This window comes from Akkermansia massiliensis, from assembly GCF_018847375.1.
GTDB lineage: Bacteria > Verrucomicrobiota > Verrucomicrobiia > Verrucomicrobiales > Akkermansiaceae > Akkermansia > Akkermansia massiliensis.
Window position 1 is genome coordinate 1,757,566 of the sequence record NZ_CP072036.1, and the last position, 13,787, is coordinate 1,771,352.

The 13,787-nt window shown below is 60.2% G+C and carries 11 protein-coding genes and 1 tRNA gene; 5 read left to right on the plus strand and 7 right to left on the minus strand.

From position 1 onward, the window contains the following. Positions 1-105 precede the first annotated feature (105 nt). Positions 106-1,185 (minus strand): DNA polymerase IV, encoded by a 1,080-nt coding sequence (gene dinB, locus J5W70_RS07355; RefSeq protein WP_022396286.1) that lies wholly within the window; start codon positions 1,183-1,185, stop codon positions 106-108. A gap of 435 nt (positions 1,186-1,620) precedes the next feature. Between dinB and J5W70_RS07360 the strand changes: the two genes are divergently transcribed. Next, the gene (locus J5W70_RS07360) at positions 1,621-1,872 is read left to right on the plus strand and encodes a hypothetical protein (RefSeq protein WP_102731720.1); all 252 of its coding nucleotides are present in this window, start codon (positions 1,621-1,623) and stop codon (positions 1,870-1,872) included. Continuing rightward, on the plus strand, positions 1,869-2,156 hold the full coding sequence (locus J5W70_RS07365) for a hypothetical protein (protein ID WP_022396285.1): 288 nt from the start codon (positions 1,869-1,871) through the stop codon (positions 2,154-2,156). The genes J5W70_RS07360 and J5W70_RS07365 overlap by 4 nt, the downstream gene beginning before the upstream one ends. Before the next feature lie 71 nt (positions 2,157-2,227). Here J5W70_RS07365 and J5W70_RS07370 read toward each other — a convergent pair whose 3' ends face one another. Then, positions 2,228-3,181 carry a bifunctional helix-turn-helix transcriptional regulator/GNAT family N-acetyltransferase gene (locus J5W70_RS07370; RefSeq protein WP_102727839.1) on the minus strand — a complete coding sequence of 318 codons (954 nt, stop codon included), beginning with the start codon at positions 3,179-3,181 and terminating at the stop codon, positions 2,228-2,230. Between the two features lie 164 nt (positions 3,182-3,345). Between J5W70_RS07370 and J5W70_RS07375 the strand changes: the two genes are divergently transcribed. Both J5W70_RS07375 and J5W70_RS07380 read left to right on the plus strand, forming a co-directional pair. Beyond that, positions 3,346-4,818 carry a DNA-3-methyladenine glycosylase 2 family protein gene (locus J5W70_RS07375; RefSeq protein ID WP_215832684.1) on the plus strand — a complete coding sequence of 491 codons (1,473 nt, stop codon included), beginning with the start codon at positions 3,346-3,348 and terminating at the stop codon, positions 4,816-4,818. Positions 4,819-4,833: 15 nt separating this feature from the next. Continuing rightward, positions 4,834-5,373, plus strand: coding sequence for a methylated-DNA--[protein]-cysteine S-methyltransferase (locus J5W70_RS07380; protein ID WP_022396282.1), 540 nt, complete (start codon positions 4,834-4,836; stop codon positions 5,371-5,373). Between the two features lie 191 nt (positions 5,374-5,564). Here the strand turns inward: J5W70_RS07380 and J5W70_RS07385 are convergent. The 5 genes from J5W70_RS07385 to J5W70_RS07405 form a co-directional block, all read right to left on the minus strand. Then, positions 5,565-5,639: transfer RNA gene (locus tag J5W70_RS07385), tRNA-Arg, on the minus strand. Between the two features lie 159 nt (positions 5,640-5,798). Next, positions 5,799-6,911, minus strand: coding sequence for an ABC transporter permease (locus J5W70_RS07390; protein ID WP_022396281.1), 1,113 nt, complete (start codon positions 6,909-6,911; stop codon positions 5,799-5,801). A 4-nt stretch (positions 6,912-6,915) separates the two neighbouring features. Beyond that, on the minus strand, positions 6,916-8,022 hold the full coding sequence (locus J5W70_RS07395) for an ABC transporter permease (protein WP_022396280.1): 1,107 nt from the start codon (positions 8,020-8,022) through the stop codon (positions 6,916-6,918). Beyond that, positions 8,019-9,782, minus strand: coding sequence for an ATP-binding cassette domain-containing protein (locus J5W70_RS07400; protein WP_022396279.1), 1,764 nt, complete (start codon positions 9,780-9,782; stop codon positions 8,019-8,021). The genes J5W70_RS07395 and J5W70_RS07400 overlap by 4 nt, the downstream gene beginning before the upstream one ends. Then, positions 9,779-10,801: an HlyD family secretion protein gene (locus J5W70_RS07405; RefSeq protein WP_022396278.1), complete on the minus strand. Its 1,023-nt coding sequence runs from the start codon at positions 10,799-10,801 to the stop codon at positions 9,779-9,781. The genes J5W70_RS07400 and J5W70_RS07405 overlap by 4 nt, the downstream gene beginning before the upstream one ends. Positions 10,802-10,936: 135 nt before the next feature. On the opposite strand from J5W70_RS07405, the gene alaS reads away from it, so the two are divergent. Further along, the gene (alaS, locus tag J5W70_RS07410; RefSeq protein ID WP_257228343.1) at positions 10,937-13,762 is read left to right on the plus strand and encodes an alanine--tRNA ligase; all 2,826 of its coding nucleotides are present in this window, start codon (positions 10,937-10,939) and stop codon (positions 13,760-13,762) included. Positions 13,763-13,787 lie beyond the last annotated feature (25 nt).

The following is a 13,787-nucleotide window of genomic DNA, read 5'->3' on the forward strand; positions in this document are numbered from 1 at the left end:
CTATGACCAGGTTGGAGCGGATTTCGCTCATTCATACACCAATATCTTGTGGATAAGGTTGATTTTAAGGGGAGAATACTAAAAATATGGGAGTCTGTGGGAGGATTAGTACTCTAAATCCAGCCAAAGCTGCTCCCAGATTCCTTGCCGCTGTTCTTCCTGGGGGTGGGAGACGGACAGCCCCAGAAGGCGGAACGTGCGGTCCCCGGAATCCAGGTCTTCCATCAAAGTCCGGGCCAGGGGCAGGATGTCCTCCTTCTCCGTCAGGGAATCCGGAACGGTCATGCAGCGGGACTTCTGGACGAAGTCCGGGAATTTAACCTTCAGGGTAAGCGTGTTGCCCCGGAAGCCGGAGCGCGCCAGGCGCCCCGTGAGCTCTTCCACCAGCAGGGGAAGGTGTTGTTCCAGGGCCTCCGCCCTGGTGACGTCTGTCCGGTAGGTTTCTTCACAGCCCACGGATTTGCGGATGCGGGAAGGTTCCACGGGGCGGTCGTCCATGCCGCGGGCGAAGTTGTAGAAGATCCCCCCTATCTTGCCGAAATGGCGGAGCAGGAAATCCAGGCTGCGTTCCCGGAGCTGCGCCCCGTTGGTGATGGAGAGGGCGCGCATGCGTTCGGCGGTGGCGTGGCCGACGCCCCAGAAGGCCTCAATGGGGAGCCGCGCGATGAATTCCTCCGCGCGGGAGGGATGAATGGTGAACAGGCCGTCCGGCTTGCGGTAGTCGGAAGCGATTTTTGCCAGGAATTTATTGTAGGAAACGCCAGCGGAAGCCGTCAGGTGAAGTTCCTGCCTGATTTCCCTCTTGATGCGCCGTGCAATGTCGACGGCCAGCGGAATGCCCGGCTTGTTTTCCGTGACGTCCAGAAAAGCTTCATCCAGGGAAAGGGGTTCCACCAGGTCCGTGTAACGGTGGAAGATGGAGCGTATCTGCGCTGAAACGGATTTGTACACGTCCATGCGGTTGCGGGTGAAAATCAGCTTGGGGCAAAGCTTCATCGCCTTCATGGAAGGCATGGCGGAACGCACGCCGAAGCGGCGCGCCTCATAGCTGGCCGCCGCCACCACGCCGCGCATCTCCGGTCTTCCTACGGCGATGGGCTTGCCGCGGTACTCGGGATGGTCGCGCTGTTCGATGGATGCGTAAAAGGCATCCATGTCCACATGGATGATTTTTCTCTGTTTCATGGGTGCGCTTCATGATCCCGGTTAAAGCGGAAATCATGAGGAAAGGAGCGGCCGCATCATAACGCGATTTGCCTGCCAAGTCCAGTTGGACAGGGTAAAGAAAGGCTTGAAAATGAAAGAAAGGGAGGTTTTTGGAAAAGGCGGCGATTTTGAATGAAACGGTTTGGAGGAAGGTGGTTGAACACCGGAATTTCCAGAGGAAAATGGAGCGCCGTCAGACTAATAGGGAAAGTATCTCTTTCTCCGGTCGCGCCGTGCTGAAAGGAACTTCTCTTCTTCCTAGTCCGGAGATTCGTTTTTTTGCCGGGAACCCGATAAAAGAGGGAGTGGCTGCGCTTGATAAGGAAGCGGAAAAATGAAGGGAACGGGCTGGAGGGAAAAACAGCAGGCAGTTTCCCCTCTGCACGGAGGAAACGGCCTTGTTGGCGTTGGGGCATGGAAAAGGCGAAGGACGCGGACGCCTTTGCCTTTTCCCTTGATGGCAGTGCGACTTTCGCCATCGTCCGGAACAAGGGAGATTTTTTAAAAAAGATCAGAGGCTCTGGCTGCCCACATTTTTTTCTTGATCACGGGGTATTTGAGGCGAAGGTGTTATGTTCATGGCATGAAGGAACGGCATGCCCCGGATTTTTCCCTAAGAAAAAACTGCCGGGCACGGAACCAGTTGGAGAAATGGTGACTTCATGATAAAAACCGAACATCAGGAAACGGCGATGAAGAGGTATTTTTCCGGAGAGGAGATTGAAATAGGCGACCATATCACCACGGACGGGGGCGAGGATCATAACGTGATTCTGAAAATCATCGATTCTCCCGCAGTCAGGGACGATTATGGCCTTGATTGTTTTGGCGCCCTGATGTCCAGCTCTCAAACCGGGGGTATCATCTTCGTGTCTTTTGATGAAATTTGTTCACCAGATACCAGGCTGCTTCACCGGAAAACGAGTGATGACCATTTGACGGCGATATGAGGGGCATGAATTTCTTGGCCGGAGGAAAGGATAGTGGCCCTTCCTCCGGAACGGGCCGGGATGGCGGCGCATTACTGGAGCGCCAGTTCCATCTGGATATCCACCCTTTCATAGGACGGGCGGTAAATCTCCACTTCCCTGAATCCCGCCTTCCTGTATAGCTGGATGGCCGGGCGGAGCAGGGTATTGCTTTCCAGAAAGATTTTTTTGCAGCCCAGTTCTTTCGCCTTGGCGATGACGGTCCGGCACAGCAGCATGCCGATGCCTTTGCCCTGCGCGCTGGGGCTGACGGCAAGTTTGGCCAGTTCGTACTGATGAACGGGATCGTTCTTCCTGCACAGGGCGCATACGCCGACAGGCTCTTCCCTGTAAAGCGCCACGAAGATGTGGCCGCCCTTGTCCAGAATGTGTTCCTGCGGGTGGTCCAGCGCGTGATGGTCCGGTTCTTCCATCTGCCAGTGCGCCGTAATCCATTCTTCATTGAGCGCCTTGAAAGCGGCCCGGTAGCGGGGATCGTAGGGAACGATGGAGACATCCCTGCCTTCCCGTTCCTTTTTTGCTTCTTTCACCCGTTCCAGCAGCGTTTTTTCCGCCAGCAGGCCTTCCCATTCTTCAATGGCGCGCCACAGGTCGTTCCGGGTTTGGCTGGAAATTTGTTCCACGGCAGCTTCCACGTCGGGATATTGTTCCGCCATGATATCGGACATTTTCTTTCCCTTGGCGGACAGCATGACGAGGTTTCTCCGTCCGTCCGTTTTGTCCTTCTTTTCTTTCACCAGCCCCCTGGCGCCCATCTCCTTGACAATGTTGCTGACGGACGGGTGTGAATGCCCTATTTCCCTGGCAATGGAGGTGATGGTTTTGGCCTCTCCCCGGGACAGGACAAAGAACACGGGAAACCATTTGGGGCGGATGTCCACGCCGTACATGCGGAAGATCAGGGCGGCGTCATTCGTTATTTTATCCGTCAGCATCCGCAGTCTGCTTCCAATGGCCATTTTTCCTGTCCGGTTGAAGAAATCCATATTCCCGTCTCCTGTTGTATTGTTAAAAATGTAACTGATTACGTAATTGGTTATATAATTATTCCCCAATGTCAAAATAATTTTTTTGGATGCATGTCCGAAAATGGCGGGAATCATGTCCGCGGTTTGCTATCATGAGCCTCAACCGTGGAGTTTGCAAAACCATGAAAGGAAATGAACAGGCCTGGTATGCCGCGTTTAAATCCAAGGATGCCCGTTTTGACGGCCATTTCTTCGTGGGGGTGGCATCTACGGGCATTTACTGCCGCCCCATATGCCGCGCAAAGCTGCCCAGGGCCGGGAATTGCACCTATTACGCCACAGCGGCTGAAGCGGAACGGGCCGGATTCCGGCCTTGCCTGCAATGCCGCCCGGAGTTTGCGCCCGGAACCGCCCCGGTGGACGCCGCCGCTTCCCTGGCGCGCCGTGCGGCCGGTTTCCTGGAGGAGAATTGCGGAGACATGGAAAGCCTGGAAGAGCTTGCCGCCCACCTTGGCTGCACCGGGCGGCATTTGCGCCGGGCTTTTGCCGCGGAGTTCAATGTTTCCCCCATCCAGTATTTGCAGACTCTCCGGCTGCTGCTGGCGAAGAATCTCCTGACAAGCACGAGGCTTTCTGTTCTTGACGTTGCCATGAGCGCGGGGTTCGGCAGTTTGCGGCGCTTCAATGAATTGTTCAAAAAGGAATACAGACTTTCCCCGGCGGCATTGCGGAAGCTGGGGAAGGGGGGAAAAGAGGAGGAGGGCTCCGGAATAACGCTGACGCTGCCTTACCGCCCTCCCTACCGGTGGGAGAGGCTGCTTGAGTTCCTCGCGCTGCGGGCCATTCCCGGCGTGGAGGCCGTACGCGGCGGGGAGTATGGCCGCACCGTGCGTCTTGCAACCAGAAGGGGGAAAGATGTCTATGGCTGGATACGGGTGGGCCATTGCCCCGTGAAAAATGCGCTGATCGTGGTGATCGCGAGGTCTCTGCTTCCAGTCTTGTCCCAGGTGCTTGCAAGGGTGCGGCATTTGTTTGACTTGTACTGTGACCCGGCCGCGGTGGATGAAACGCTGGCTTCCATGAACGGCCTGTCTCCGGGGCTGTATGTTCCGGGAACCCGTTTGCCCGGCTGCTTTGACCCTTACGAGCTGGCGGTGCGGACAGCGCTGGGACGGCAAATTTCCATGAAAGCCGCGAATGCTCTGGCGGGGAGGCTGGCGCGGAGCCATGGCGAGCCCGTGCGGACGGGGATGGAGGGGCTGACCCATGCGTTTCCTGCGCCGGGGAAGATTCTTTCCCTGAGCGGCCCGGGAAGCGCCGGATGGGACATTCCCGGAATGACCGCATCCAGGGGCAGGGCGGTTGTCGAGCTGGCGCGCGCGTTTGAAGAAGGGAGCATTGATTTCAGTTTCCGGGCCGATCCTGAGGCGGAGATGAAAAAGCTGACGGGGCTCCCCGGCATCGGAACATGGACGGCGCAGTATATCGCCATGCGGGCTCTCGGGTGGACGGATGCCTTTCCTTCAACCGATCCCGGCATTAGAGAGGCGCTCGCCCCGCGCACGCAAAAGGAAATTCTTGCTCTGGCGGAAGGCTGGAGGCCGTGGCGCGGCTATGCTGCCGTCAATTTATGGAATTCACTGAAACAACACTGAAACAATAGAAAGATGATGTATTATTCAACATACTATTCGTCACCCCTTGGTCCGCTCACGCTGGCGAGCGATGGGGAACATCTCGCGGGCTTGTGGCTGGAGGGCCAGAAGTATTTTGGAGATACCGTCAGCGGGGACATGGAGGAAAGGGACGGCCTGCCGGTATTTGCCGCGGCAAGAGACTGGCTGGACAGGTATTTTGCGGGCGGCAGGCCTCCGGTAGCCGAATTGCCGCTGGCCCCCGTGGGGGGAGAGTTCCGCCAGGCCGTATGGAAGATTCTCTGCGACATCCCTTACGGAGAGGTTACCACTTACGGAGAGATTGCCCGGAAGATGGCCGCGCGCGGGAATAGAAGGAGCATGTCTGCTCAGGCAGTAGGAGGAGCGGTGGGGCATAACCCCATTTCCATCATCATCCCGTGCCACCGGGTGGTGGGCGCAGGCGGGAGCCTGACGGGCTATGCCGGCGGAATTGCCGCGAAAATCAGTCTTCTGAAGCTTGAGGGAGCGGACATGTCCCGCCTTTTTATGACGAAGAAAGGGACCGCCCTTTAAGTGGGCGGGGAATGTCCTGCGGTTGATGTTTCCGGGAGGCCGGCAGGATGTGGTGCGGAATGACCTGCACAGGCGGAACGTTGCCGCCAGACGGTGCGGAGGGGTAATCAAACGCCGTTCCGATGTCTTGCGATTTCAATCAAACAAAAACCGCAGGCACTGATAAACAGCAGCTTGCGGTATGAAAATTCTGGTAGGCCCGGTAGGAATCGAACCTACATCGTCGGTACCGGAAACCGATGTCCTATCCATTGAACGACGAGCCCATGTTCTCAAGGAACGAGAGAGATAGAATAGAAAAACCGGGCCGGATGCAAGTATTTTTATGCGGGTGACGGGATTGGCGTGATGAAAATATTAAAGGCGAAAGACTAATGGCAAAAGGGCGCCAGAATGTTCCGGGGCCGGGAAAGCAAAGTTTTCCGTCAGGAGATTTTATGGTGGAAGGAGAAAATGGCTGCCAGAACGGCCACCACCGTAACAGTCATGATGGCCGCGAAGAGGGGCCAGAGGTCCAGGAATCCGGCCCCTTCCAGAAAGATGCGCTGGATGAGCTCCAGGCCGTACCTCATGGGGTTGAGCAGGGTGAGGTCCTGGAAGATTTCCGGCATGCTGGAGATGGGCGTGGCAAAGCCGGAGAGCATGACCATGGGCACCAGCAGCAGGAAGGTGCCCACAATGGCCTGCTGGAGGGACTGGGCAAAGGAGGAGATGCACAGCCCGATGGCCGCCGCCGTGACGATGAAGAGCAGGAGGGCGGCGGAGAGCAGCCAGACGGATCCCTGGAAGGGGATGCGGAACCAGAACATGGCTACCAGCACCACGAAGACGGCCTGCATGATTCCGGTGATGACGGAGGCAATCCCCTTGCCGAGCAGGATTTCTCCGGGGGTGTACGGGGCGACCAGGAGCTGGTCGAAGGTGCCTTCCTCCCGTTCGCGGGCGATGGAGAGCGCGCCGGAGAGGATGGAGTTGATCAGCACGAGCACGGCAATGAGGCCGGGGACGATGAACCAGCGGGTGATGAGGTTGGGGTTGAACCAGGCGCGGGATTCTATTTCCACCGGGGAGGAGCCGCCGCTTTTGGCAAGCAGGTCCGCCCCGTAGGCGGAGGCGATTTGCTGGCCGTAGCTGAGGGCGATGGCCGCCGTGTTCGTGTTGCGGCCGTCCGCAATGAGCTGGAGGGAGGCGGGGCGCCCGGTCTGGAGGTTGCGGGAGAAGTCCGGGGGGATGGTGAGCCCCACGACGATTTCCCGGTTGTCGATCATGCGGTCGATGTCCTTTTCCGTGGCCGCCGTGGCCTGCCGCCGGAAGATGCCCGTGCCTTCCAGGTCCGCGATGTACTGGGCGGCCGTTTCTCCCCCGTCCTTGTCCAGCACGGCGTACGGCACGCGGGTGACGTTCATGGTGGCGGCATAGCCGAAGATGGCTATCTGGAGGATGGGCGGGATGATGAGGGCCATCCGGCTTTTTTTGTCCCTGAGCACGGCCAGCAGTTCCTTTTTGACGAGGGAGGCTATTCTGACGAGGAAGTCCATGGCGTTATTCGAGGGATTTGGGGGCTTTCAGCCGGGCGATGCCCATGAGCACCACGGCAAAGACGCCCAGCGTGATGCAGCACGGAATGATGACGGAGGGGATGTCCCCGGCCAGGAAGAGTGTCTGGAGCAGGGTGACGTAGTAGCGGGCCGGGATGATGTAGGTGATGGCCCGGACGGCGGGGGGCATGTTGAGGATGTCGTACAGGAAGCCGGAGAGCATGAGCGCCGGCATGAAGGTGCCCATGATGGCGAACTGGCAGGCCAGGAACTGGTTTTTGGTGGCGGTGGAGATGACCAGCCCCAGCCCCAGGGCCACGATCAGGAACAGGGCGGAGACCGCCAGCAGCAGGATGAGGGAGCCGCGGATGGGGATGTCAAAGACGAAGGCGGCGAAGATCATGGAGATGGCCAGGCTGACCATGCCCAGCAGGAAGTTGGTGGCGGCCTTGGCCGTCAGGATTTCCCCGCTGCCCACGGGCGTGACGAAGAGGCTTTCCAGCGTGCCCCGTTCATATTCCCGCGCCATGACGAGGGAGGTGAGCAGCGCCCCGATCATGGTCATGATGGTGACGATGACGCCGGGGACCAGGTAGTAGTGGCTGTCGTTGGCTTCATTAAAGCGGGTGCGCGTCTGCACGTCCAGCACGGGGGCGGCCTGGCCGTTCAGGGAGGCTGCCCAGGACCCCACGACGGCCTGGAGGTAGTTGCGGATGAGGGTGGCCTGGTTGGCGTTGACGCCGTTGACCACGATCTGGACTTTCGTGACTCCGCCGTTGAGCGTGTCCGGCGCGTCGCTTTGCAGGGCGATGAAGGCGTCCGCCTCATGGGTGCGCAGCTTTTCTTCCGCCTCCCGGGTGGAGAAGACGCGCGCGGTCTGGAAGTACCTGGAGAGGGTGAGCCGCGTTTCCAGCTCCGTGGACTGGCTGGAGGCGGGAACGGCCAGGTACGCGATGCGCACGTTTTTGATGTCCATGCTCATGCCGTAGCCGAAGAGGAGCAGGAGCACGGCCGGCAGGATGACCGCAATGCCCACGTTGCCGGGGTCCCGGACCACCTGGTGGAGTTCCTTGACGATGAGGGCTCCGATTCTTTTAAGGGAGGCAATCATGCTTCTTCCCCTCCTTTCTTCATGTGTTCCTCCGTGATGGACAGGAAGGCGTCTTCCAGGGAAGCGGGGGCGCCGTCCTCCCGCGGAGGGGCGTGTTTGCGGATGTCGTCCGGGGAGCCTTCCGCCAGCGTGGTCCCGTCCATCATGATGAGCATGTTGTCGCAGAATTCCGCTTCTCCCAGGAAGTGCGTGGTGATGATGATGGTGACGCCTTTTTCCGCCAGGGCGTTGATGCGCAGCCAGAAGTCCCGCCGGGCCAGGGGGTCCGCGCCGGAAGTGGGTTCGTCCAGAAAGAGGATGTCCGGGGAGTGGAGGAGGGCGCACGCCATGCTGAGGCGCTGCTTGTAGCCGCCGGGCAGGTGCGCGGCGGGGGCGTTCATGTACGGGGTCAGGTGGAATTCCTCTTCCATGGAACGGATGGCTTCCTGCCGTTCCTTTCCGGCCATGCCGTAGGCCCCGGCGAAGAATTCCAGGTTCTGCCGCGTGGTGAGCATGCCGTACATGGAGAATTTCTGGGCCACGTATCCCACTTTCCTGCGCGCCCGCGCGGCGGCGGTCCTCAGGTCCGCCCCGGCCACATTGAGCGTGCCGCCGCTGGCGGGCAGCAGCCCGCAGAGCATGCGGAAGGTGGTGCTTTTTCCCGCCCCGTTGGGACCCAACAGACCGAAGACCTGCCCCCTGCGGACGGAGAAGCTGACGTGGTTGACGGCAATGAAGCTGCCGAATTTTCTTACCAGGTCCGTCACCTGGATGACGGTGTCCCCTTTTTCCGCCTGTTCCGGTTCCGGCGGTCCGGCGGGGACGGGGATGTCCTGCGGAGCGAGGTCCATTTGATCGGCCAGCAGGGTCATGAAGCCGTCGGAGAAGTCCGGCTGCGCGGGTTTGGGGTGGTATTCCTCCAGCTTTTCCCGCGCAGGGTGGCCGGGGGGAACGATGATGCGGACGGTGTTGCCCTGCGGGGTGGCGTTGATGATGCCGGGCACGGCGGCCAGCCTGCTCTGGAACTGGCGCGCATGCAGCCCCTCCGGCGTGTGCACCGTGACGCACATGCCTTCCGCCCGGGCAATGACGTCGGGGGGCGGGGCGTCCATAAGCAGGCGCCCTTCATACATGATGAGGGTTCTGTTGCAGTAGGCGGATTCGTCCATGTAGGAGGTGCTGACCAGCACTCCCACGCCTTCCTCCCCGGAGAATTGCTTCAGGATGTTCCACAGTTCCCGGCGGGAGAGCGGGTCCACGCCCACGGTGGGCTCGTCCAGCAGGATGAGGGGCGGGGAGGAGACCAGGGAGCAGCACAGGCCCAGCTTCTGTTTCATGCCGCCGGAGAGCTTGCCCGCCAGGCGCGTGGTGAAGCGTTCCAGATTGGTCATGGAGAGCAGGCTGCGGAAGCGTTTTTCCCTGTCCTGGCCGTAGACGCCGTGCATGCGGGCGTAAAGCTCCATGTTTTCCTGTACGGTGAGATCCTCGTAAAGCCCGAATTTCTGCGGCATATAGCCTATGGAGGCCTGGATGGCCCGGCTTTTTTTCACGGAGTCTAGGTTCAGCACGGAGATGGAGCCGCCGTGCGGTTTCATCAGTCCCGTGATGAGGCGGATGAGGGTGGTTTTTCCCGCGCCGTCCGGCCCCAGCAGTCCCACGATTTCCCCGGCGGAGAGGCGGAAGGAAACGCCGTCCACCGCCGCGAAGGGAACGCCGGCGGGGTCCGGAAACATTTTCTGGACGTTCCGGCAGTCAATCAGGGGCTGGGAGTCCGTAGTCATGGCCTGGGCTGTTCCGGAGGCTGCGTTCCGGCGTTCTGGTCCAGGGGGATGGTGACGGTAGCGGGGGCGCCCAGGCGCAGCTGGTTGTCCGGGTCGTCCACGATGATGCGCACTTCATAGACCAGGGCTGTTCTGAGGTCCGGCGTTTCCACGTTTTTAGGGGTGAATTCCGCCACGGAGGAGATGAAGCCCACCGTTCCCTTGAAGTCCGTATCCGGGAAGCTGTCATTGTGCACGGTGGCGGAGAAGCCGGGCTTCACTTTGCCGAGCTGGGATTCCGTGAGGTAGGCCCGCACCCATTTGGTATGGTTCAGGGAAAGGTTGTAAACGGGTTTCTGCGGGGAGGCCATGTCCCCCTTTTCCAGAATGCGGTTGCGCACCACGGCATTGCTGGGGGCGTAAAGCACGGCGTCTTTCAGGTTCTGTTCCCTGATGGTCAGGTTGGCTTTGGCCTGGTTGTACTGGGCCAGGGCCTGGGCGATGTCTTCCACGCGGGAACCGGCCAGCAGCAGCTCCAGTTGTTTTCTGGCTACGTCCAGATTGGCGGCGGCCACCTGCTGGGAGGCGATGGCGTCGTCCGCCTCCTGGCGGGAGATGGATTTGGTTTCAGCCAGAGCCACCAGCCTCTTGCTGCGCACCCCGGCGTTGTTCAGCGTAGCTTCCGCCGCCTGCACGTTCGCCCTTGCCTGGGCTATTTCTTCCGCGCGCGGTCCGTTTTTAACGCGCAGGTAGTTCTGGCGGGCGGCTTCCGCGGTTTGCCGGGCCTCGTCCGCGGCCTGTTGCAGCCGCACCGTTTCCAGCGTGGCGAGTTTCTGGCCGGGAACAACCGTATCTCCCTCGTCCACCAGCACGGAATCAATGCGTTCGGAAATCAGGAAGGCCAGGTCCACCTGGCGCAGGTCCACATTGCCGTAAAGAACGGCCTTGTCCTCAGGCCCGGACGGAGCTTCCCGGTAGATGAACCAGGCTGCCGCTCCTGCCGCCGCAAGAAGAATCAGGAGGATCACCAGCTTTTTCATGTCTTTATTTATACGCATGTATAATTTATTACAAGCAAAAATGCAGCCGTCATGACGGAGAAGGAATTAGCGGTTTACTAACGGGGGCGGAACAGGCATAATCCGGCGACTTTTACTTTTCCTATTATTGATATGATGACCGCCACCGAGATACGCCAAAGCTTTCTGGACTTTTTCCGCGAGAAACAGCACACGGTCGTGCCCTCCGCTTCTTTGATGCCCCAAAGCCCCGGTTTGTTGTTCACAAATGCCGGCATGAACCAGTTTGTTCCGTATTTCCTGGGCGTATGGACTCCCCCCTGGACGCCCGCCCGCGCCACGGACACCCAGAAGTGCATCCGCGCCGGCGGCAAGCACAACGACCTGGAGGATGTGGGTTATGATTCCTACCACCACACGTTTTTTGAAATGCTGGGGAACTGGTCCTTCGGGGATTATTTCAAGAAGGAAGCCATCCGCTGGGCCTGGGAGCTGGTGGTGGAACGGTGGGGATTCCCCGCGGAACGCCTGTACGCCACCGTGTACGCCCCGGACAAGACCAAGGGCGACCCCGGGGAGTTTGACCAGGAGGCATGGGATTACTGGGCGGAGCTGTTCCGTTCCCGCGGCCTGGACCCGGACGTGCAGATCGTGCACGGGAACGTGAAGGATAATTTCTGGATGATGGGGGAAACCGGCCCCTGCGGCCCGTGTTCCGAGCTGCACGTGGACCTGACCCCGGAGGGGAATACGAAGGGCAGCCTGGTGAACAAGGATTCCGACCAGTGCATAGAAATCTGGAACCTGGTGTTTATCCAGTATAATGCGGAGAGCGACGGCTCCATGCGCAATCTGCCGGCGTGCCACGTGGATACGGGCATGGGTTTTGAACGCGCGTGCTCCATCATGCAGTGCACGGACGGGTTCAGGGATTTTTCCCGCAAGCCTTCCAATTACGCCACGGACGTGTTCCGCCCCCTGTTCGACCGTCTGGAGGCCTTGAGCGGCCGGAAGTACGCGGACGTGTATCCGGCGCCCGGTTCCAAGAGAGTGGAGGCGGGGGACGACACCCTTCAGGAGGCGATTGCCTTCCGCGTGATTGCCGACCATCTGCGCACGCTCAGTTTTTCCATAGCGGACGGCATTCTTCCCGGCAACAATGGCCGTAATTACGTGCTGCGCCGCATTCTGCGCCGCGCCGTGCGCTACGGGCGCCGCCTGGGCTTCACCCAGCCGTTCCTGGCGGAACTGGTGGATACGCTGGTGGAATCCTTCGGCCAGGTGTTCCCGGAGCTGTCCGCCCGCGCCTCCACCGTGAAGGAAGTTCTGAACCGTGAGGAGGCCAGCTTCAATGAAACGCTGGACCGCGGCCTGGATCTGTTTGACGCTGAGACGGCTTCCGCCGGAAAGGTGAGCGGCGAGTTCGCCTTCAAGCTGTATGATACGTACGGCTTCCCCATTGACCTGACCGCGCTGCTGGCGGAGGAACGCGGCCTGGACATCGACATGGAACGGTTCAACAGGCTGATGGAGGAGCAGCGGGAACGCGCCCGCGCCGCCCGCAAGAGCGAGGTGGTGCGCGCCCTGGATTTGAAGACGGACGCCGTGACGGAATTTACGGGATACGATGTGGACGAATGCGCCGCCACGGTGCTGGAAGTGAGCAGCCAGGGGGATTCCCTGTTCATCATTACGGACAAGACTCCGTTTTATGCGGAGATGGGCGGCCAGGTGTCTGACGCAGGGTTGATTGAAATCGGCGGGGAGAGCTACCATGTGATGGCCGTCCAGCAGATCGGCAATGCCCGCGCCCATGTGGTGGAAGCCCGCGAAGGGCTGGACGTGAAACCCGGCGACCGCGTGCATTTGAGCATTGACGCGGAACGCCGCCGCCGCATTGAGGCGCACCATACCGCCACCCATCTTCTTCACTGCGCCCTGCACCAGGTAGTCAGCCCGGATGCGGCCCAGCAGGGTTCCTTCGTTTCGGAAGACCGCCTGCGTTTTGACTTTAACAGCGCCGCCGTGGCGCCGGACCAGCTCCGCCTGATTGAAGAGAAGGTGAACGGCTGGATTGAGGCGGCTCTCCCGGTGCACTGCACGGAACGCGCCTATGCGGACGTAAAGGGCAATTCCGCGATTGCCCAGTTCTTCGGCGACAAGTACGGGGATGTGGTGCGCGTGGTCCAGGTGGGCGGCTGCAGGAATGAACTGGACGGCGTTTCCATGGAATTCTGCGGCGGAACGCATATGGCCAATACGAAGGATATAGGCCTGTTCAAGATCAAGAGCGAGGGGGCCATCGCCTCCGGCGTGCGCCGCATTGAGGCCATGACGGGGGACGCCGCCCTGGAAATGATCCGCCAGCACGTCGTCGCCCGGAGCCTGGAAATCGCCAAGGCGGTGGAAAAGATCAAGGAAGTCAATTATGAGCTGGCGGACATGGGGCTGGAACAGGTTCCGGTTCCCACGATTGAAGACAAGCCGGGGCTGTCCGCCCTGGGAGCCTCCGACATCCGGACGGTGAATGATTCCCTGGCGCGTTTCGACGCCTCCGTGGAGCATTTCAAGCAGACAGCGCTGGAGGCGGAAAAGAAGCTTAGGAAGGCCCGCGCCGGGCAGTCCGCCGCCAGGGCTGACGCCCTGCTGAATGAATGGCTTTCCGATGACCCCGCCTCCCTGATCCAGGTGGCGGAAGGGGCCGGGGAATTGCTTCAGGAATTGCTGAACGGCCTGAAAAAGCGCCAGTATGCGGGCGCCGCCTTCCTGCTGTGCGTGGACAGTTCTTCCTTGCTCCTGGGCGCTTATTGTGGCAAAGATGCCATTGCGGACGGATTGTCCGCCGGGGATATGATCCGCGAGGTTTCCGCTCTTGCCGGAGGCAAGGGGGGCGGCCGTCCGGACCAGGCCCGCGGTTCCGCTCCGCAGGATGCCGATCCCCAGGCCCTGGCCGCGGCGGCCCGCAACATCATTAACGGGTAAGCCCTTCACGGGGCGCCCCACTGGA

Coding starts and splice junctions, on each gene's coding strand:
- dinB (WP_022396286.1), bottom strand. CDS start 1,185: ATGAAACAGAGAAAAATCATCCATGTGGACATGGATGCCTTTTACGCA.
- J5W70_RS07360 (WP_102731720.1), top strand. CDS start 1,621: ATGGAAAAGGCGAAGGACGCGGACGCCTTTGCCTTTTCCCTTGATGGC.
- J5W70_RS07365 (WP_022396285.1), top strand. CDS start 1,869: ATGATAAAAACCGAACATCAGGAAACGGCGATGAAGAGGTATTTTTCC.
- J5W70_RS07370 (WP_102727839.1), bottom strand. CDS start 3,181: ATGGATTTCTTCAACCGGACAGGAAAAATGGCCATTGGAAGCAGACTG.
- J5W70_RS07375 (WP_215832684.1), top strand. CDS start 3,346: ATGAAAGGAAATGAACAGGCCTGGTATGCCGCGTTTAAATCCAAGGAT.
- J5W70_RS07380 (WP_022396282.1), top strand. CDS start 4,834: ATGTATTATTCAACATACTATTCGTCACCCCTTGGTCCGCTCACGCTG.
- J5W70_RS07390 (WP_022396281.1), bottom strand. CDS start 6,911: ATGGACTTCCTCGTCAGAATAGCCTCCCTCGTCAAAAAGGAACTGCTG.
- J5W70_RS07395 (WP_022396280.1), bottom strand. CDS start 8,022: ATGATTGCCTCCCTTAAAAGAATCGGAGCCCTCATCGTCAAGGAACTC.
- J5W70_RS07400 (WP_022396279.1), bottom strand. CDS start 9,782: ATGACTACGGACTCCCAGCCCCTGATTGACTGCCGGAACGTCCAGAAA.
- J5W70_RS07405 (WP_022396278.1), bottom strand. CDS start 10,801: ATGAAAAAGCTGGTGATCCTCCTGATTCTTCTTGCGGCGGCAGGAGCG.
- alaS (WP_257228343.1), top strand. CDS start 10,937: ATGACCGCCACCGAGATACGCCAAAGCTTTCTGGACTTTTTCCGCGAG.